The organism is Paenibacillus sp. PsM32 (assembly GCF_030433815.1).
Taxonomy (GTDB): Bacteria; Bacillota; Bacilli; order Paenibacillales; family Paenibacillaceae; genus Saccharibacillus; species Saccharibacillus kyungheensis.
The window spans coordinates 250,165-268,220 of record NZ_JARUWY010000001.1; the positions used below are offsets into that span (position 1 = coordinate 250,165).

Sequence of the window (18,056 nt, forward strand, 5' to 3'; positions counted from 1 at the left end):
TGTATTAAATTATCTTTAGATTATTCTACCATCAGAATATTACGAATCATTTTTATATTGCCTTGTGATTCCTCTTGTTGTTGCTCTGCTTGTTCTATCATGTTCAAATGATCTTTGATTTCTTGGAGGTATTCTTGCTTTTGTTCTTCAAATTCACTAAGTACATAACTGAGGTAAAATAATGCTGTTGGTTTTTCGCCTAATTCTACATACTCTATTACGGCTTTTTTCCATGCAGGAAATAGATCATTCGAAATATCGTCAATATTTTCGGCTAACGCTTCAACCGCATGATATTCTGTTTTATAACAATGTTCGAAAATACTTTCACCTATAGAATTCTCATTATTTTCGATTTCTTGAATCAAGTAATGAACTTGTTTGCTAAATGAACGTTTTTGTAAGTCTACTTTTAGTTGGTCAAATTGAATATCGCCTGTATTCAATTTAGGGATAGCATCATAAAGTACTTCACATTTAACAGTTTGTCTCATCATGAGACTCCAATCAATAACATCTCCATCAACAGCAGCGTAAAAAATAAAATTCATTGTGCTATTTATTTGCTCTTGAATCCCCTTATCTTTTAAACGTTTAACTACTTCTTGCACAGCAATATAATGTCCATATTCAACAAGGGATTGATTCATAATAATAGAGATATCTTTAAAATCTCCTGTATACATTGGAACAGGAAGTTCATCCATTTCAAAGTCTAATATTTTTTCATCAATCATATAACGTCCATCCAAAATTTTTATAATTTCATCATTATGAATCTGATTGTGAAAAGAAAAATCACCTAAATTATACTTTTGATGATTCATTTGAATGCTATTTTTTGACTCGGTAAAATACTGTTCATGAGATTTTTTATACTGTTCTTCTGTATTCATATACAAATGAAAATCGTAAAATTCGTTAGTAGCAATAGCCATTACATATACGTCTTTATTGTACTCAGAAGATAGAAATCGCTCTATTTCAACTAAGCTTTGTGTATACAATTGCTCTATCATTTGTTCTTGTGTTATGTAAGGTACACCTGCTGGTAACTCGGGTAACTGATACAATTCATCATCTGTTGTCAAAATATAATTTGTAGGATTCAGTACAAATGGTTTTCGATGTTTCATAGCTTTAGCAATATCAATTTCATAAAAATGCATAGTTGACCTTCTTTCTACGTCTACATAATAATGTTTCTTTTTATGTATCGGTCATTTTATTACTCCAGATTAACATTTACTCAAAATAAAAAGGAGATTGCTCTCCTTTGGTATAGATCTATTTGATATTGATCTTCACTAGTACAAGTATACATTCAATCATACACTTGTACTTTTCTTTGTTATTTTACAATTTGACCGCTTTAAACAAAATAAAAGAAGGCTTTCTTCGTTCTTGTTCAAGCTTCGGCATTTTCTCCAACCCTTCGGGAGTCGATTCGGGTTCGGTGATTTGTTGTATCATCAGTCCATGAGCAATCATGCCATTTACCAGTGTCGATACTTTCCGATGGTACTTAATCACGTTGTCGACCACCCAATGAGTACTGCGCTGTCCTTCTTCTCCATAATTATCTATTGCATAATGCAGTCTATTCCCTTGCTCGTCTTCTACCCAACCGTCCATATCTAGCTTGGCTGTCGTAATCGGATGTTCGGTTGAAAAGACCAATGTTCCTCCCGGGCGTAACCACTTTGCAATCTGTGCCATCAGGCGATCATAGTCTGCTACATAATGAAAAGCTAAAGAACTTACAATCAAATCAAACGATTCTGCTTCAAACTCTAATTCTTCCATCGGTGCATGAATATATGTAATTTGCGGAATTTTCGGCGCAATACTTAACATCTTACTTGAAATATCAGCTCCAGTGACATGGTCTGCTCCTTGCTCGACCATAGCTAAAGCTAACTTACCAAATCCACAGCCCATATCAAGCACCTGCAATCCTTGTAGATCTGGTAATAATGCTTTCAAAGCAGGTTGCTCTACAAAATCATTAAATGTAATCCCTGAGCTCCGCAACTCTTTATAATATTCAAAAAAAGTAGGATCATCATAAATATTTTGACGCATAGCACATAACCTCCTAGACGCATTTAATTTTTACGATAAAATAAAATGTTCTGTCTGTTTAAACCCATTATACAATATAAAGCAAAACAAAAGAGCCGCTAAACACGGCTCTCGTGTATGTATTAATAACCGCCTGTATTCGAAGCCCAAACTGGACCTTTGCCAGTAGCATAAAGAACAACGTTTCCATCATCTTGTACAACCAGGCTATCTCCAATTAATCCAGCAGGTACATTACCTTTATAATGTGCATTGCTCCATCCTTTCACATCTGCTGTCCAAAATGCGATACCTTTAGAAGGATCAGTAACGCGCAGTGTATTAGGGAGAAGTGTTAATGCTTCTGGATATCTTTGAAATTCACGACCTAAAAATGTGTCATAGTATCTGAATACATCACCATCTGTATTGGTATCCCACATTGGAATGCCTGCATCGCGATACAATACCAAGTTGCCATCGTTTTGCATGACTAGATTAAATCTACCGCTTGGGGAGGATAACATCTGACCTTTAGCCAATGTCTCGCCAACGTTCAGTGTACTTTTAGCAGATGCAGCTGAAGCATGGTTGAACTGAAGCATAAATACTGCAAGTAAAACTAGAACAAACTTTAACGAAATACTTTTCATCATCATTTCTCCCTTTAAATATAATTTTAATTCCTGCCATAATATATTACAAATTTCAGGTATTATCAACTAATATTTAACATTATATATAATTAAAGGATTTAAAGAGTGATCGGTTATTTTATATAGTTTTTAATACAAATACGGTATATTTTAATAAAATTATTACATTGTAAGTAATATTTCTAGCTTCTAAATATAGAAAAAACAAAGCTAAATAGCTTCACTTACTTCAATCGATATCTATTTTTAAATCAACGCTAAAAAATGATTTTAATAATTCTACTGATTATTTAGTCATTTCTACTGGTTTTATTTCTATATCTTTATACAAAAAGATCATATATCGATATCTATTATTGCATGTATATACTCCTGTAACTTTGAGCACTTCTGCTTACAATATATTTTTAAGGGTATAAATGTAAAAAGAACCTATTTATTCAAAGGAGGAATTTGAACTTATGAAGAAGCCTTTAGGTAAAAAGCATATGGTACTTTCTTTTCTTGGTGGAGCTTTATTTTTCTCAGGAATTTCGTTTGCGGCAGATGCGACGACAGTCACTCCGAATACAGAGGCTTTAAAATTTTACGTAGATGGTGAACAAAAAGTCACTTCAGCTCAATATAATAATCAAGGTAGTGTTGTCCCGCAGTCTTTTACGTATAGTGGAACAACCTATGTACCTATTCGTCATGTAAGTGATCTACTTGGAAACAAAATGTACTGGGAACCTCATTCTGCTACGATCTCTGTGAACAGTCCAGTCGTCGAGATCAAAAATGCTAAAGGCGAGTCGATAGGTACAGCGACGCTGACACAAGATCAGAATAATGTGAATATCAAAATTAATGTCAAAAATCTACCGGCAGGCAAGCATGGAATTCATGTTCACCAATCGGCTATTACCAATAACGATTTTGCGACAGCAGGATCACATCTTAATCCAGGCGGACATGAACATGGTCGACTTAATCCCAAAGGACAACATACAGGCGATCTACCTAACTTAGAAGTAGCCGCAGATGGTACAGCTAATGCCACAATGGTATTGCCAAATGCCAGTCTAGAAAAAGGAGATGAACATTCTCTTTTAGGTGCTTCTATTATTATTCACGCTGCTCCTGATGATGAAATGACGGATCCAACCGGAAATTCAGGAGATCGTATTGCTGGAGGAAATATTCCGCAGTAATCTATAGTCTACACGTTGCCAAATAGAACACTAGATAAAAAAAACTCTCTATATCGTTTAGAGAGTTTTTTAGCGTTACCATACGATATTTATTTATCTTCTACCTTTAATTTGTTCTTTGACGTAGGCGTAATGTCCAGAATAGTCTAAAATAGAAGTATCTTTCTCTATAGACTATACTGATGATATCGCATTCCTTTGTGAAAGAGGTGTACATGCATGCCTATTCTTCGTAAGCCGATCAGACGCACAAGACAGATTATCACATTGATGGCTATTGTTGTCGTTGCTGTAACGTTTCTATATGTGAGCAGTATCAAGACTACAGAAGGTGTATTCCGCGTAATTGGAGTGACCGATCAAGGAATTGTTGTTCAACAAGGTCAGCAAACGGCCAATCTCAAAACCACACCAGACATTATGCAATTGGTACAGATCGACCAGCTTTACTTTATCCGTTACCATTCAGACTGGATACGTAATCCCAAGTTAGAAGATATTCAACTGGTTGCGCCAAAAAGTGCAGGGTAAGGCAAAATATATCTGTTGCTTACCTGCACTTTTTATTTAAGAAATCGTTCTACTAATCCTGTAGCACTGACGTACTTGGGATTATAGTACAGACGTAGAAGTACCTCATCTGTTGCTTCCCCTTTCACTCCTTTTACATAGAGAGTTCCTTTTCCTTTGTCTTTCAAATAACGACTGGTTTCTCTGTTAGAAGTGGTATCGCTAGCGTTGGTATGTTCATTGTCTTGTGAGTACATAAATGCAGTTTCAAATGTTCGATATCCTTTTCCCAAAATATACATATACTTATATCCATCGTTTGGATCATCATCTGTACCCAAACTCAAAAAGTAAATCTGCTGTTTCTTATGGTCTGCATGAGACTCTTGTAACCATTCATCTACAAACTTTTGGTGCTGCGGTTCAATCTTATTAAATTCGTATGTATAAATATCTTGCAGTAACGGTTTCTCTACCTCTTGTGTGCGTTGTACGATGGTTGGCTTCGTATATGTAGAAGGTTGTTCTGTACTTGTGCAACTGGTCAGCAAGATCATACTTGCTATAGAAGTATTAATAAAGATTTGTCGCATATCTTCTCCTGTCATAAGGCTCGGTAATAGAAAAAGGATCCTATCAAAAGATATAACCTTGATATGATCCTTTTTTATTATATCCAAAATGTAGGATATTTTCTATTTTTGATTAAATTATTGTAGAGTACAGCTACGCATACGATCACAATTGAGCCGATTAACACCGGAGTCACTAGAAAAGACCACGTACTTGCTGCGGTTATAACTACAATAGGATTGGCTCCAGCAGGCGGATGAGTCGTTTTGGTCAGTAACATTAGCGCGATGCCTAATCCAACAGCAACCGACAAAGACCAAATACTATTTCCCCAAAGATGATACACTGTCAGACCGCACAAAGTTGTGACCATGTGTCCACCTATAATATTTCTCGGCTGTGATACAGGAGCCTCTGGCAGTACAAAAGCCAGCACACAACTTGCTCCAAAAGGAGCTATTACTAAAGACCATTGCAATCCTTCAGCAATGCTTTCTAATAGAAGTATCGTCAAAAATCCTCCTACAAAAGCAACGACAGCCTGCCATATATTTATTTTCAAAGGCGACCTCGCATGTGTTACGAATTTAGCAAAATAGGCTTTTATTGCTTTCTCCACTATCATTACTCCTCTATCCATGATGTTCTCTATTCAGAGTATACACGAATATAAGGTATCTATATAATGAATAATATCGATAAGTATTATCTAATAAAGTGATGGAGTGTTTATGATGCTAAATCAACTGGATGGTAAATATATTTATACATTTCTCAAAACATATGAGCAACGCAATATCAGTAAAGCTTCGATAATGTTAGGCTTTTCTCAATCAACGGTGACTAATCATATTCAGATTCTGGAAGAACTATTACATGTGCAGTTATTCTATCGAACGATTAACGGTGTCATTCCTACAGAAAAAGGAAAACTATTTGCAACATATGCTTATACGTTGTTACAACTGACCGAACAATTACAAGATAATCTTCATGAAGTGCAAGGAATTGTTCGAATTAAAGCGTTAGAATCATTTTGCGTGACTCACTTCTCCAAGCCTATCTTCGACTTTCTAGAAGATTATCCAACATCAGAAATTAAATTAACAACAGGTTTTCATCAAAGTATGATCGATGATGTGATTAACCAAAAAATCGATTTGGGTATTGCTCCTATCGACCCCAAGCTTAGTGCTATTCGTTATACGCCTATTTTAGAAGAAGAATTTGTCTTGATCGCTTCTACCCGGGTAGGTGAGGAAAAGCTACTCAGTCATGAAGTTCGGATGATAGGCTTCGGCAGTAATTGTATTTATCAATCAATAGCTAATAAAGTGCTCGTCGATCATGGCAAGTTGGATTACCAGAATATTGAGTATGCTAGCTTAGAAATGATCAAACAAACAGTGCTGAATGGTATAGGTATTGCGCTCGTTCCCAAGTGCTCTGTCGAAAGCGAACTCCAAGCTAATACGTTAAAAATAGTATCTCTCGGTGAACCTATTATGATAAGACATGGCATTATCGAATTAAAGTCCAAACCTCATAATGAAATTACAGAGTTATTCAAACAACGTATTATCGATCACTTCCAAGTAAATGATTCACTATCCACCTCATCTATACATTTATAAGATGAATAACATTGTAATCGATGTACCAACAGTACCTACTTCTTGAAATCCTAGCCGCTTATACAAACGCACCACTGGATTGCTCGGATCAACACTTAATGAGATTTGAGCAATCTGCTGTTGTCGCAATTCAGTAAGCAATGCTTCCATCAGGGCTGTACCGATACCCTGCCCGCGATACTCATCCAATACAGCTAATCCTAACTCTGGCGTGACATCATCAATATAACCATATCCCTGATTATCTTCAGGTAAGACTCTAGCGGTTACAGCTCCAATCGGTTGTTGCTGGTCGTTGATTGCTATATAACCCACATCTCCAGCTTGACCCCAATGTTCCACATACTTTGCTAAATGTGGTTCATGAATTACTTCCCGCTCAAAAGGCTTTTCCCCTTCACGTACATATAGCGACAAATACAACGTCTCCCACAAAAAATCCTGATCATCTGCTGTAATGGTTCGGATACTCCATGTATGCATATCAAACAGCTCCTTTTATTTATCTATGTAATCTGTACATTCCTGCTTACTCCCACACCTGATCTAACTTGTCCGCATAAAATAAAATCGCTCGCTGATACTGTTCAATCCCTTTATCACTGGTTGTCTCTGCAAGTTCGGTCATTAACAACTTCATTCCTTCTGCATATTGTTCTAGATTATACAGCACCATCGCATAAAACACTTTAAATTCTCGTGCTTCAGGATACTCTTGAATCGCTTGCTTGAAAAGAGCCGCTGCCTTGTAGTAATGAGCTAATGTGCGATAAGTACTACCGAGTCCCAGCATCGCTCCTTGACGATCTTCCCCTTCTAATCCATTGGCAAGAGCTTGTTCATAATAAGGCACAGCTTGTGCTTCTAATCCTAGATTGTCATACGTCCATGCCACCTGATATAACAACACAGGATCATTGGGATCTGAAGACAATAGATTCAGTAAAATCGTCTTTGCTTGTTCGGCTTGTCCATCTTTGCGTAATTCAATCGCTTGTTGCATCTGATTATTTGTCATCTGGGTTTTTCCTTTCCACTTGTTGTTATACTCCATTCTTGATTCGATTGATCATCTGTACGTATAAGATCGCTATCATTATAACAAAAGACCGACAATCATTGTCGATCTTCGCTATTGAATATAAAGTTGAGGATACCATTTTATTTGATCTGTTGAAATGAATCATAATGATCGGTTGTTTTATAGATCAAGCCATCGGTAGAGTACAATATCCGATTAGCTCCCCGAAAACCTGACGTGTAGTTGATATCAGCTTCATACCATTTGCGCCCTTTGGATGTAGGCAACAATTTTTCGTAGTTACTAAAATAATCTCCACCAATACTTTTACCAGGGGCAACTTTATCCAGATTACCTTTCGACGATTCCCAGCCCAACGATTCTGCTTTGGACTTGGTGATATAGTTACAAGGTAATTTTTTATATTCTTTTAGATAATTGGCAACACCGTCAAAGGTATTGATAACTTTACACGTATTCGATGTATTAGACTTGCTGGTGTTGCTACTCTGGTTATTTTGGGTTTGGCTAGTGTTGCTTGTCGATTTACTTGATGATTGATTCGATGTCTGCGAATCACTTGAATTAACCTGTGCGGTCTGATTAGTTGCTGTGGTACTTGTATTTGTAGAAGATCCATCTTGTAATTGGGTGATAAAAATAACACCCAATACCAGAATCAGTACAATACCTGATAATATCTTTTTCAACAAAAATGCCTCCTATTTATAAATCATATTCTAGTTGTTTGCTTAAATATTTCTTTATATTCCATAAAATTTTTAACATTTATAAAATCCAAATGTATATCCTATAGATATACATTATCACGTAAATATCTTATACTATATTTATAAAATAAAATGAGGTGATGAATATGTCCAAAGCTACACTTAGCAAATGGGGAAACAGTAGTGCTATACGTATCCCTACAGATTTAATTAAGCGTTTAAATTGGTCTGAAGGTACCGAAATGGAAATGATTATTACAAATGATAATGAAATTCTTTTACGTCCGCTTCTTAAACATGAAGAATCTAATCAAGATTTGAAAGCTCACCTCAACAATCTTTTGGCTCAAATCACTCCAGAATCTCCCCGCCACAAAGAAGTAGATTGGGGTATTGAAGGAGACGAGAAACTTTGAAAATCCCTACTCGTGGCGATTTAATATGGCTTGATTTTGATCCGCAAGCCGGTCATGAACAAGCTGGTCGCCGTCCTGCTATCGTATTATCAGAAGAAAATTTTAACCAAATCACTGGTTTTGCTGTCGTATGTCCGATTACGAATCAAATAAAAAATTACCCTTTTGAAGTTGAACTTCCTGCTGGTCTTCGATTTCAAGGCGTTGTTTTAACCGATCAAATGAAAAGCTTGGATATTAAAAAACGTAACTTTTCTATTGTAGATCATTTGTCTATTCAAACCAAATCGATGCAAAATATTTTGCGTAACACACGTTCTATTTTAGCCTAATTACAGTACTAAGCATTCAGGACTTTAAAGTTTTAGAATTCTCCTGATGCAGATATAAGGAGAAATAAATTGAAATTCTTAAAATTAATGCTAAGCCTTACTATAGCTTTATCCGCAATAAATATTCAACTCCAACCAATCTATGCACAATCATCCAATGAAGTCGATCCTGTACTCAAAGATCGCCTGATGAAACAATATGGTCTATTACCTGCTCCACCTGAAAAACACCCTTCTCTACTTGATCCCTATCAGGGGGATTTTGGAGTCAGCTTTGGAGAAAGTGATTCTGTATCTTCTTTTTTACCTACTGCACTTTTACGCGTTTATTTTCGCTTGATCTGATCTAGTTATTATATCGACTGCATCGCTCTGGAAATTGTTTTAGCATCTCATCAATTTCTTCAATCTTTTGTTGTAATGCTTCTTTTGTAGATGGGATGATAAACTTTTTCTTATATTCATCTTGATCCGGTTTTATTAGATTTTGCGGATAAAATGCATGACTTAAACTAAGCTCAATCTGCCCTTCTTCGATATAAGAAATTTCAATTTCCGGATCCATAAATGCTGCGAATTTCCATATCATCTGGTTATCTCGCACCGAAGTTAACCAATCTTGCAAACCTTTCAATTCCGAAGTCATCATAGACGGACTGATGGCTTACCACTGAAACCCATTTTGATCTTGAGCAATAATCTGTACGGTTAGCCAATCATCACACCATCCTTCTATACTTTCATACTGATACCCTAAAATCTTGATTTCTACTCTTGCGTTACCATCAACCCATAGCATATGATATACCGCCTTATTTTAAAATGTATGTATAAGATATTCTATAATATTGGCTTATTGCTTGGTGGAACGCTGTGGAAATTCTACAATCATGTGATCCAATTGCTGTATGAGATCGTACAAAACATGTTCAGGCAATTCCATAATGAGACTTTTTTCTACCGTTTGTCTACCATGCTCCATTAATGCTTTAGGATAAAAAGACTGAGATATACCTATTTCTACTGTTCCATTTGGAATATATGTAAAGCTTAATTCAGGTTCCATAAAAAAGAAGGTCTGCCACACCACATTCTGTACTCGTATCGAACCAAACCAATCTCGTAAGTCCTGTAATTCTTTAGCAAACATACAAGAACTGCTCGCTTCCCATTTTAATCCATCCTCATCTTGAGCGATCAACTGCACCGTTAGCCAGTCGTCATATAAGCATTCAACTCTTTCTGGAGGATAATCATAATGTAAGATGTTGAGTTCAAATCGGATATTTCCACTAATCCATAGCATGTAATGTACCGCCTTTATTAAATTTAAGTGCAAGTAGTCAGTATACCAAACTTCACGAGTGACATCACTTTGCTATCAGAGTGACCGTATACAGCTAAAATAAGCGATGCTACGATAATGGCATCACTTTTTTGGAGGTTTTTATTATGGACGATTTTGAAAAAGATTTTAATCAGTTTAAGTCGATGCGTATGGAAAGTATAGCAAATAAGATTATTTATGGATCAGAAGAATATAAGAAATTGATGTTGGAAAGTGATCGGCTGTTTACCGAGTTATGTACATATGTGAAGCCAGAGGGAATGAAGTTGTTAATGGATTATTGTAATGTAGTGACTCTGCTACAGGGAATAGCAGAGTCGGTGATGTATGAGCAGGGGTTAAGGGATGGGCAACAACTATATAACTTATAAAAGAAAATCAACTTTTGTTTTATCGTATTCTGTAAACCATTTTTCTAAATCTTCATTTTTAAAATCAGAAGTAGCTATCTTATAATAAAATGATCTTGTATTTTCTATATATTGATTGTTTTCTTTTAGTATTTCTTTAATTTTATCTAAATCTTTTTCTGTACTTTCGAAAAATATATATTTTATAAATTCTTGTAAAGCTTCTTCTAAATATCCTAATTCTTCAAGAACCATACCTTTATTCCAAAAATTAATATAATCTCTGCTATCCCAAAAATTAATATAATCTTCACATAATTCTACAGCTATTGTATTATATTTGAGCGTCTCATTTAAAAGTCCATTTTTTTCTTTCTTATCAGTATTCATCTTAGCTAAATTCCAATAAATTGTTCCTAGTGTAGAATATATAGCTTCCCATGGTTCTTCATATTCTGATTCCATGATTGAGAGTGATCTTTGAGAAACAATCAATGCTTCTTTCAAAACTTCAGTTTTCTCATCAATGCTGGAAGCATCACCCATAAAATTAAACTTTTTAATAAAACAATTAGATAAAATATAATTACTATTCAACTTTTGATCATTAGTTTCAGCTTGTTCATTAAGCTTTTTAGCTAATTTTATAGTAGCTAAAATTTCTTCCAAATTACTTGCAATACTATAACTACTCATACAAGAAAAATGGTAATATTTATAATCTATAAATTCTTTTTTTGAATTCTCTATTGCTTTAACGTAGTACTTATTGGCTTGTACATGATTTTCTAAGTTATAATAAGTGGTTGCTATCCTAAATAACCATTCGTTATCTACAATTGGTGAATCAAGCAAAGTTGATTCTTTTTCTATCATTTCTTCACAATCTTCTTTTCCTTCTTTAATCAAATCAATAATTTCTTCAGTAATCTCTAGTAACTTATCTTCGTCTTCAAATTCTGGTAGAATATCAATCATACCATCTTCAGAAATAATTATAATAACACACCTTTGTGCAGATTTTTTTAATTTTGCAATATACCGATAAGCTGAATTAAATCTTGCTCCTCTACTAGCATCACCTATATTCTCTTGAGCTTCTCCATCAAGAATTACTCCAATACCATGACAATTACAATCGCTATCAAAATAAATTGCTCCATCAATAGAAGTTAAAAATTTAATGTGTTCTGGATTTATCGGTCCCATTTCAATTACTGTTGATTGTTTACTAAGCTTTTTAATCTCATTTTTTGCTGTTTCAACATTTGTAATAACAACTATTGTTCCATGTTTCTGCATTCTTGCTTTTTGAACTATCTCATTCAACTTTTCTATTTTTATCTGCTCTTCTTTATTCTCAAAAAGTTCTTTAGATAATATTCTAGAAAACCTTTCTGTAGAATATCCTTCTTCATTAATCTTAGGATTTTTAAATGCAATTGATATTAATTCTTTTTCCTCTAATTTTAAATCAGAACGATAAAATTTTTGATTTTCTTTCGTAATTAATTGCCCTTCTAATATTGATTGCATTTGTAATTTTGCAAAGGATAGTATATATTTCGAGACCCCGTTAAAATCTAATCTTAAAATTAAAGAATCTTTTTGTAAATGCCAATTCACCTCTCCTATTCCATATATCACACTATGATCTGCAATAAGATAAAGGTCTTTTTCAATATTTGTTAATTCAAGTAATTTACGTATACGTTTAGCATCTTCAAGCTTTATAACATCATTTTTAGCAAATTTAATAGCAAATCTTATTAAGTTACTTTCTGTAATTAAGCTTTTGTTCATAAACAAAATCGATCCAAAAGCAATTGAAGATTCATAGGCTCTAGAAGAGACATCATCTAAAGACTCTAATAAATTATTCACATAAAATTGACTATTAATTGAATTTAAATAGTCTATTCCTAATTTAAACTCAGATTTTGAAGATTCAATAAAAGTTTGAATTTTCCCAAAATATAATCTAGCAATCCTACGATTATATTGAATGCAATCTTCATTGTATTTTTGAGGAATTGTATTGTCTTTAATATCATTAATTATTATTTTATTACTAGAGTCAGTGGTATAGTAATCTAAAAAAAAGTAGTCTAAAAGCATCCTGAAAAAAGAAATTTCAGGACTATTATAAAAAATTTCTTGATTCTCATTGTCTACATTTCTTATCATCAAGATATAAGAAACAGTCCTTCTATGAAAATAAAGTTGATTAGTATATAATAAATCTTGATTAAATGAAGATTCGTACATAGAATTTTGTTCTTTTAATTCTTTATGCTTTATAACTTCACTTTTAATAATGTGTTTAGATCGTAATTGAAAATATTCTCCATCTAATTTTGATTTCAAAAAATCATAATCAAAAACTGCGCTATTTGATTTAAAAGATTCAATATTAAGTTCTTTGTAAACATCTTTTAAATCTTCATGAATGAAACCATTAGCTAATGTTTTTTTGATACGTATAACTTTATAAAGTTCATTTTTAGTTTCTGGTAGAACACAATAAATTTTTAAGTGTAATTTTTTATCTAACTTTTTTAATATTGAATTTAAATCTTTATATATAATTTCATTTATACTATTTATATTTTTTCTATTTACAATCATACATTTACCACCTTTTATTCATTATTTAAAATTGATTTTACTAACAAAATCACATCTTTTTCCATAATCCAAAAGTGAAAATAGATTTCCACTTTTGCTTGGTTGTATGATCTTCACAATAGCCAAAAGTAGTATATTGAATTTTTCTTTTCACTTTTTTACATGCTTCACAACGATAATCGCCTGTCATTGGAACTTTATCATCAAATTTGTATGCTCTTTTTGTTTTGCCCACTCTATTCTCTAACCAGTTGATGAATTTGAGCACTACTGTTCCAATAGCTAATCCTGTAGTAAAAAGAGTTGTAAATATCATAAATCCAAAAATAGCATTTAGAAGAGGATTTACAAATAATTTAGGCTTGCTATTAAAATATTCATAAGCAAATAGCGTTATGACTGTCAGGTAAATAAAAATTGAAATAGTAATACATATTTTTAATACAATATTTTTCACTTTGATAAAATTTGTAACCGTATACTTTTGACGATAACTTTCAAAATGGCTATTATATAGTTCCTGTAACATTGCAAACTCTTTTTTAAATCCTTCGATTACATTACTTCGCAAAGCTATATATTCTTCTTGATCCAAATACTCTTCCTGATTTCGTTCAATATGGATCAAGTCTTTTAGTTCATCTAACAGTTCTGGACTTAATAGATAACCATACTTGTGCACTAATTCTTGATTCGACTCTTTAATCAGTGGTTCTTTTACTTTTCTAAAAGCGATGTCTAGATTCAAAGGTAAATAAATATTCTCTAATTTTTCCTTTAAGCTCTTTTCAAAATAACTTCGTTCTTCATGAATATTTTTACGAAGTGTTATCGATGTTGAGATGATTAGCGTGATTATAGCGATTACAGCAGAAATAACTGCTGAAAGAATGACTGGTGAAACTTCCATTCACATAAATTCCTTTCTGTATTTAATTTTAGTTCTTTGCATATTAAAATTTAAAAACACGTTGAATCAACAATTAAACTATGTAATTCTCTTACTTATTTCTATATCGACAAATTAAAGGAAATTATACAGTTTTAGGTTCTTATCCATTTTCTATCTAAAAAAACCAAGCAGAAATCGTTTATAAAGCTACGATTTCTGCTTGGTTTACTACTGTGTATTAAAAAATGAATTATAATACTATTTTAAATATTACTTTTATCTACTTCTTGCCACATAAGATCAAGCAATATAGGTGGTATATAAACAGGACTAAAAAACTCATATTCTAGATTTCTATTCAGTTGTCCGATTAAAATATCACCCTTAGAATTGTATTGAATTTTCCAATCTGCACTAATGGCTGCTTTACCTAGTTTTAATTTTTCGACGGCTTCGTTCCAACTTAATGGATCATGTGGCTGATTATTAATTTTAATAATGTAAGCATCATATTCTTCCTTTATACGTTGTTCGTGTTGTTGCTCCAATTCAAAATCAGCTTCAGAATCCCAAATTTTTATAAAATCAATCCCTTTGATATCATTAACTAAAAGCAGTTCTCTAAATTCATCAGATACAAAATACGTCAATCTAGTCAGTCCAGGTATTTTAAATATATGCCTTTTTTCATTATCTTTTAATACAGATTCTAAAAAACAGATTTTACTATAGCTTCTTATTTCTCCATCAAGGATGGTATCAGGAATAGATTTTTCAGCATCTACGCATTCAATTACATTAATAATGTTGCATATATAAAAATTAAAATCAGAATGTTGTACAGGAAGAAATTGAACCAAATCTTTAACAAGTGGTGTCACAATTTTAAATACCTTCTCGCTAATAACAGGGATATAATTTAAATAAATAGCATAATCATTATATTTATATTTTTGGTTGTCTGTAATTAACCTATATTCTTCTGGCCATGGTACTGGTAAAACTTCTCCATCAAAATAAGTAAGTTCAAACTCTATAAACTTTTTTGGATCAAAAGAAACTAAACTGATACTGCTTGTATTAGGTTTTATTTTCCAAATTTTCATTTCCTTCTCCTGATCAAAAACAATATTTTTATAAACGATTAAGTTCTAATTTAATTTTTATACTATAATTAAAAAAATGAAATATAAGGCCTTACACTAGGATCGTTTAGGTAATAATCATCAAAAGCCATAAAAGCAATATATCTACCACCTTCATAGTTTCCTCTAAGGCTTGTCCAAGGTCGAGAATTACTTAAATTTGAATTATAATGATCTTTAAAAATCCATTGTCCGTTTTTATTTTTCTCCATTACAATAAAATCTTCATAGGTATTAACCTTGTACTTTTCAAAGTTTTTATTAGTTGGCTTAAATGACCAATTGTATTCTGCATATACGTATGCAATATGATCATCTCCATACAATACTTCCATATTTTTAGGAAATGTTTTATATTTCACTTTAGTTCCATCAATCTTTTGTTTTTTGGCATTAGCTGTGGCAAATGAATGATATACAGCTTGTGTTACTGATTTCACCATTTCAGGCGAATCTAGCTTCATTTTTTCTACAATTTGATTAACATTTTTCAAATATAATAGTTGTGACCATGCTCTAGAACTATCTACTTTCCATTTTCCATCTACTTTTAAAATACTAAGCCATATTCCACCCGCTTTTCTTGAAGCTTTACCTTCAGCCCAATATGGAACTTTAACTATGGCTTCATTTTTAGACATGAAAAATAAATATCGTATATTCCAATCTTTTAATACGAGATTTGGTTCTGGCCATTCTCCATCTGAAAAAGTAGAATCCAGCCAATCTGCTTCATAATCTAAATAATCTGTTGTATATAAAGAATGATCAGGATTATAGCCATCTACTGAATCTTTCATATAATGATTCACAAAATCTTTAACCTGATTGGTTTCATCTAGATTTTGATCGCCCCAATAATCAAGCGTAATTAAATGTGTTAATTCATCATGCCGTACATCATAATTTAATATAGAGGCTATAAAATTTAAAGGCACATACAAACGTCCTTTTTTGAAGGTAGCATATGTTGGCATATATAATAATTCATCTGTTTCATCTTGATTAAATCCTTCTTTTAATTTCACATGTATATCAGATGTATGATCGCTAAATTCTAAAGTGTTAAAAACAGTACTTGAAAGAAACTCGTTGCGCTCTACTTTATATTCGTTCATCCATTTACGCGTATGTGTTATTCTAAATCCAGTATGATTAAATAAATCTGCTGCTGGAATCATTAATAACCCATCTTGTATAAAACCTGTAGTTTTCGCATTTTGTTGATTACCATTATTAATTTGTAATACATATGGTACTAATCGAGATGACTCCATTTTGTTTTCACTATCCGCGTAAGCAATTATAGACACAGGCAAACACTGCACGAGTAGCCCTGCTACAAGTACTCCTTTGATAATCAATTCATATACTTTTTTCATGTAAAAACCCCTTTTATGTATGTTTTGTTACTCATAAGTACTCTTCTTATTAACGGCATTTGCTTCTATTTAATTTACATTTTTATTTTCTAGTTATTATCTTATTAAGCACAACATTCAGAATTTAAAATTGACTACATCTACTAACAAAAAAAGGCTATTACTGCATCACACAGTAATAGTCTTTTTCCAATATATCTTCCTATCTATCACTAATATTCACATGCAATATTCCATCTACAGTAGAAGCATCCACTTGTGCACCTATCACTTCAGATACAAATCGCAAAGGAACCATCACATGATTAGGATATAATGGCATAACTGGAGCATCTACAAGTGTTTTGGCTTCGCCATCAACATAAGCTATTTTGCTACCTATTGTTAGTTCAATCTTTGTACCTGATTGGGCTAAGATAGTGACCTGTTGCTTTTGTTTATCCCAATCTGTTGTCGCTCCTAGATGATCGGATACAAAACGAATTGGAACATATGTTATATTCGTTGTTTGCTCGATATAAGGTCCAGCATCTCCATTTTTTTCTATAGCTATAAGTGTACCATTGACTTGGACTTCAACCGTAAAGATCGCTCTAGCTTCTGCATGATTGGCTGTAATCATCATTAGAATTAGGCCACACCCTAATATCCATTTATACATATGTAAATTCTCCTCTATTTTAGTGTGATTTCTTGCTGTTCAATCACATCATTATTCCTTGTAAATACAACCTTATACACTCCGCTTTCCCACTGTGTATTATGTAATGGCATTTCCCAAGCGGCTAAATCTCCCGATTCTTTTTCTTCCTTGATCTGCATGACTTTGCCATCTGACTTGCGGGTGACTGTTAGTTTAGCTTTTTGATTTAATTGTACATAAGGTTCATCTGGATAGATTGCTATAGCGAACAGTTGTTGATCGTTCGTAAAAGTTACGTCATCATCTAACATGCCCGGTAGATCATCTCGGTGTTGATGTCCAATTTGTAGATCGAACGATTGGACTCGTGTAGGATGTAATAACTGATAGAGTAGTATAGATAAACATAAGCTACCTAAGATAACCACCACCACTATCCATAATCTGAATGATTTGATGCGAATTTGCACATTGTTTGCTCCTTTATTACTTATAGTACTTTCACTTGCACATGCGTAGAATCTGCATTTCTATATAC

The 18,056-nt window shown here is 33.1% G+C and carries 24 protein-coding genes; 7 read left to right on the top strand and 17 right to left on the bottom strand.

Features of this window, described 5'->3' with window-relative positions; all coding sequences use genetic code 11:
• Positions 1 to 20 precede the first annotated feature (20 nt).
• The 3 genes from QCD85_RS01155 to QCD85_RS01165 form a co-directional block, all read right to left on the bottom strand.
• Positions 21 to 1,169 carry a hypothetical protein gene (locus QCD85_RS01155; protein WP_301261392.1) on the bottom strand — a complete coding sequence of 383 codons (1,149 nt, stop codon included), beginning with the start codon at positions 1,167 to 1,169 and terminating at the stop codon, positions 21 to 23.
• 187 nt (positions 1,170 to 1,356) lie between these two features.
• The gene (locus QCD85_RS01160) at positions 1,357 to 2,085 is read right to left on the bottom strand and encodes a class I SAM-dependent methyltransferase (protein WP_301261393.1); all 729 of its coding nucleotides are present in this window, start codon (positions 2,083 to 2,085) and stop codon (positions 1,357 to 1,359) included.
• A gap of 122 nt (positions 2,086 to 2,207) precedes the next feature.
• Positions 2,208 to 2,717 carry a hypothetical protein gene (locus QCD85_RS01165; RefSeq protein WP_301261394.1) on the bottom strand — a complete coding sequence of 170 codons (510 nt, stop codon included), beginning with the start codon at positions 2,715 to 2,717 and terminating at the stop codon, positions 2,208 to 2,210.
• A 464-nt stretch (positions 2,718 to 3,181) separates the two neighbouring features.
• On the opposite strand from QCD85_RS01165, the gene QCD85_RS01170 reads away from it, so the two are divergent.
• Positions 3,182 to 3,913: a superoxide dismutase family protein gene (locus QCD85_RS01170; protein ID WP_301261395.1), complete on the top strand. Its 732-nt coding sequence runs from the start codon at positions 3,182 to 3,184 to the stop codon at positions 3,911 to 3,913.
• A 219-nt stretch (positions 3,914 to 4,132) separates the two neighbouring features.
• On the top strand, positions 4,133 to 4,444 hold the full coding sequence (locus QCD85_RS01175; RefSeq protein ID WP_273615656.1) for a hypothetical protein: 312 nt from the start codon (positions 4,133 to 4,135) through the stop codon (positions 4,442 to 4,444).
• Between the two features lie 32 nt (positions 4,445 to 4,476).
• On the opposite strand, the gene QCD85_RS01180 is transcribed toward QCD85_RS01175, so the two are convergent.
• Positions 4,477 to 5,016, bottom strand: coding sequence for a hypothetical protein (locus QCD85_RS01180; protein ID WP_301261396.1), 540 nt, complete (start codon positions 5,014 to 5,016; stop codon positions 4,477 to 4,479).
• Between the two features lie 77 nt (positions 5,017 to 5,093).
• Positions 5,094 to 5,615, bottom strand: coding sequence for an HPP family protein (locus QCD85_RS01185; RefSeq protein WP_273615654.1), 522 nt, complete (start codon positions 5,613 to 5,615; stop codon positions 5,094 to 5,096).
• A 115-nt stretch (positions 5,616 to 5,730) separates the two neighbouring features.
• Between QCD85_RS01185 and QCD85_RS01190 the strand changes: the two genes are divergently transcribed.
• Positions 5,731 to 6,630, top strand: coding sequence for a LysR family transcriptional regulator (locus QCD85_RS01190; RefSeq protein ID WP_301261397.1), 900 nt, complete (start codon positions 5,731 to 5,733; stop codon positions 6,628 to 6,630).
• Here the strand turns inward: QCD85_RS01190 and QCD85_RS01195 are convergent.
• From QCD85_RS01195 to QCD85_RS01205, 3 genes are all read right to left on the bottom strand, one after another.
• The gene (locus QCD85_RS01195) at positions 6,625 to 7,113 is read right to left on the bottom strand and encodes a GNAT family N-acetyltransferase (RefSeq protein ID WP_301261398.1); all 489 of its coding nucleotides are present in this window, start codon (positions 7,111 to 7,113) and stop codon (positions 6,625 to 6,627) included. The genes QCD85_RS01190 and QCD85_RS01195 overlap by 6 nt on opposite strands.
• Before the next feature lie 46 nt (positions 7,114 to 7,159).
• Positions 7,160 to 7,648, bottom strand: coding sequence for a tetratricopeptide repeat protein (locus QCD85_RS01200; protein ID WP_301261399.1), 489 nt, complete (start codon positions 7,646 to 7,648; stop codon positions 7,160 to 7,162).
• Between the two features lie 143 nt (positions 7,649 to 7,791).
• Positions 7,792 to 8,361 carry a ribonuclease domain-containing protein gene (locus QCD85_RS01205; protein WP_301261400.1) on the bottom strand — a complete coding sequence of 190 codons (570 nt, stop codon included), beginning with the start codon at positions 8,359 to 8,361 and terminating at the stop codon, positions 7,792 to 7,794.
• A gap of 167 nt (positions 8,362 to 8,528) precedes the next feature.
• On the opposite strand from QCD85_RS01205, the gene QCD85_RS01210 reads away from it, so the two are divergent.
• The 3 genes from QCD85_RS01210 (at position 8,529) to QCD85_RS01220 (ending at position 9,475) form a co-directional block, all read left to right on the top strand.
• Positions 8,529 to 8,798 (top strand): AbrB/MazE/SpoVT family DNA-binding domain-containing protein, encoded by a 270-nt coding sequence (locus QCD85_RS01210; protein WP_301261401.1) that lies wholly within the window; start codon positions 8,529 to 8,531, stop codon positions 8,796 to 8,798.
• Complete coding sequence (locus QCD85_RS01215; RefSeq protein WP_069326302.1) at positions 8,795 to 9,130, top strand: type II toxin-antitoxin system PemK/MazF family toxin; 336 nt, start codon at positions 8,795 to 8,797, stop codon at positions 9,128 to 9,130. Before QCD85_RS01210 ends, QCD85_RS01215 begins: the two co-directional genes overlap by 4 nt.
• 69 nt (positions 9,131 to 9,199) lie before the next feature.
• On the top strand, positions 9,200 to 9,475 hold the full coding sequence (locus QCD85_RS01220) for a hypothetical protein (RefSeq protein WP_301261402.1): 276 nt from the start codon (positions 9,200 to 9,202) through the stop codon (positions 9,473 to 9,475).
• Position 9,476: 1 nt separating this feature from the next.
• Here QCD85_RS01220 and QCD85_RS01225 read toward each other — a convergent pair whose 3' ends face one another.
• From QCD85_RS01225 to QCD85_RS01235, 3 genes are read right to left on the bottom strand one after another with little or no spacing between them, the layout of a single operon-like run.
• Positions 9,477 to 9,779 carry a WapI family immunity protein gene (locus QCD85_RS01225; protein WP_301261403.1) on the bottom strand — a complete coding sequence of 101 codons (303 nt, stop codon included), beginning with the start codon at positions 9,777 to 9,779 and terminating at the stop codon, positions 9,477 to 9,479.
• 15 nt (positions 9,780 to 9,794) lie between these two features.
• Positions 9,795 to 9,929: a WapI family immunity protein gene (locus tag QCD85_RS01230; RefSeq protein ID WP_301261404.1), complete on the bottom strand. Its 135-nt coding sequence runs from the start codon at positions 9,927 to 9,929 to the stop codon at positions 9,795 to 9,797.
• A gap of 54 nt (positions 9,930 to 9,983) precedes the next feature.
• On the bottom strand, positions 9,984 to 10,436 hold the full coding sequence (locus QCD85_RS01235; protein WP_301261405.1) for a WapI family immunity protein: 453 nt from the start codon (positions 10,434 to 10,436) through the stop codon (positions 9,984 to 9,986).
• A gap of 146 nt (positions 10,437 to 10,582) precedes the next feature.
• Between QCD85_RS01235 and QCD85_RS01240 the strand changes: the two genes are divergently transcribed.
• Positions 10,583 to 10,849 carry a hypothetical protein gene (locus QCD85_RS01240; protein ID WP_301261406.1) on the top strand — a complete coding sequence of 89 codons (267 nt, stop codon included), beginning with the start codon at positions 10,583 to 10,585 and terminating at the stop codon, positions 10,847 to 10,849.
• Here QCD85_RS01240 and QCD85_RS01245 read toward each other — a convergent pair.
• From QCD85_RS01245 to QCD85_RS01270, 6 genes are all read right to left on the bottom strand, one after another.
• Complete coding sequence (locus QCD85_RS01245; RefSeq protein WP_301261407.1) at positions 10,844 to 13,456, bottom strand: diadenylate cyclase; 2,613 nt, start codon at positions 13,454 to 13,456, stop codon at positions 10,844 to 10,846. The genes QCD85_RS01240 and QCD85_RS01245 overlap by 6 nt on opposite strands.
• 49 nt (positions 13,457 to 13,505) lie before the next feature.
• On the bottom strand, positions 13,506 to 14,366 hold the full coding sequence (locus QCD85_RS01250; protein WP_301261408.1) for a hypothetical protein: 861 nt from the start codon (positions 14,364 to 14,366) through the stop codon (positions 13,506 to 13,508).
• A gap of 245 nt (positions 14,367 to 14,611) precedes the next feature.
• Complete coding sequence (locus QCD85_RS01255) at positions 14,612 to 15,454, bottom strand: imm11 family protein (RefSeq protein ID WP_301261409.1); 843 nt, start codon at positions 15,452 to 15,454, stop codon at positions 14,612 to 14,614.
• A 68-nt stretch (positions 15,455 to 15,522) separates the two neighbouring features.
• Positions 15,523 to 16,875, bottom strand: coding sequence for a stalk domain-containing protein (locus QCD85_RS01260; protein WP_301261410.1), 1,353 nt, complete (start codon positions 16,873 to 16,875; stop codon positions 15,523 to 15,525).
• A 202-nt stretch (positions 16,876 to 17,077) separates the two neighbouring features.
• On the bottom strand, positions 17,078 to 17,536 hold the full coding sequence (locus tag QCD85_RS01265) for a stalk domain-containing protein (protein WP_301261411.1): 459 nt from the start codon (positions 17,534 to 17,536) through the stop codon (positions 17,078 to 17,080).
• A 14-nt stretch (positions 17,537 to 17,550) separates the two neighbouring features.
• Positions 17,551 to 17,988: a hypothetical protein gene (locus tag QCD85_RS01270; RefSeq protein WP_301261412.1), complete on the bottom strand. Its 438-nt coding sequence runs from the start codon at positions 17,986 to 17,988 to the stop codon at positions 17,551 to 17,553.
• Between the last annotated feature and the right edge of the window lie 68 nt (positions 17,989 to 18,056).

Bases quoted from the DNA above. Each gene is read 5' to 3' on its own strand.
- QCD85_RS01265 (WP_301261411.1), bottom strand. From the start codon at position 17,536: ATGTATAAATGGATATTAGGGTGTGGCCTAATTCTAATGATGATTACA.
- QCD85_RS01160 (WP_301261393.1), bottom strand. From the start codon at position 2,085: ATGCGTCAAAATATTTATGATGATCCTACTTTTTTTGAATATTATAAA.
- QCD85_RS01260 (WP_301261410.1), bottom strand. From the start codon at position 16,875: ATGAAAAAAGTATATGAATTGATTATCAAAGGAGTACTTGTAGCAGGG.
- QCD85_RS01225 (WP_301261403.1), bottom strand. From the start codon at position 9,779: ATGATGACTTCGGAATTGAAAGGTTTGCAAGATTGGTTAACTTCGGTG.
- QCD85_RS01245 (WP_301261407.1), bottom strand. From the start codon at position 13,456: ATGATTGTAAATAGAAAAAATATAAATAGTATAAATGAAATTATATAT.
- QCD85_RS01255 (WP_301261409.1), bottom strand. From the start codon at position 15,454: ATGAAAATTTGGAAAATAAAACCTAATACAAGCAGTATCAGTTTAGTT.
- QCD85_RS01170 (WP_301261395.1), top strand. From the start codon at position 3,182: ATGAAGAAGCCTTTAGGTAAAAAGCATATGGTACTTTCTTTTCTTGGT.
- QCD85_RS01210 (WP_301261401.1), top strand. From the start codon at position 8,529: ATGTCCAAAGCTACACTTAGCAAATGGGGAAACAGTAGTGCTATACGT.
- QCD85_RS01195 (WP_301261398.1), bottom strand. From the start codon at position 7,113: ATGCATACATGGAGTATCCGAACCATTACAGCAGATGATCAGGATTTT.
- QCD85_RS01230 (WP_301261404.1), bottom strand. From the start codon at position 9,929: ATGCTATGGGTTGATGGTAACGCAAGAGTAGAAATCAAGATTTTAGGG.
- QCD85_RS01180 (WP_301261396.1), bottom strand. From the start codon at position 5,016: ATGCGACAAATCTTTATTAATACTTCTATAGCAAGTATGATCTTGCTG.
- QCD85_RS01175 (WP_273615656.1), top strand. From the start codon at position 4,133: ATGCCTATTCTTCGTAAGCCGATCAGACGCACAAGACAGATTATCACA.
- QCD85_RS01165 (WP_301261394.1), bottom strand. From the start codon at position 2,717: ATGAAAAGTATTTCGTTAAAGTTTGTTCTAGTTTTACTTGCAGTATTT.
- QCD85_RS01250 (WP_301261408.1), bottom strand. From the start codon at position 14,366: ATGGAAGTTTCACCAGTCATTCTTTCAGCAGTTATTTCTGCTGTAATC.
- QCD85_RS01240 (WP_301261406.1), top strand. From the start codon at position 10,583: ATGGACGATTTTGAAAAAGATTTTAATCAGTTTAAGTCGATGCGTATG.
- QCD85_RS01155 (WP_301261392.1), bottom strand. From the start codon at position 1,169: ATGCATTTTTATGAAATTGATATTGCTAAAGCTATGAAACATCGAAAA.
- QCD85_RS01235 (WP_301261405.1), bottom strand. From the start codon at position 10,436: ATGCTATGGATTAGTGGAAATATCCGATTTGAACTCAACATCTTACAT.
- QCD85_RS01200 (WP_301261399.1), bottom strand. From the start codon at position 7,648: ATGACAAATAATCAGATGCAACAAGCGATTGAATTACGCAAAGATGGA.
- QCD85_RS01190 (WP_301261397.1), top strand. From the start codon at position 5,731: ATGCTAAATCAACTGGATGGTAAATATATTTATACATTTCTCAAAACA.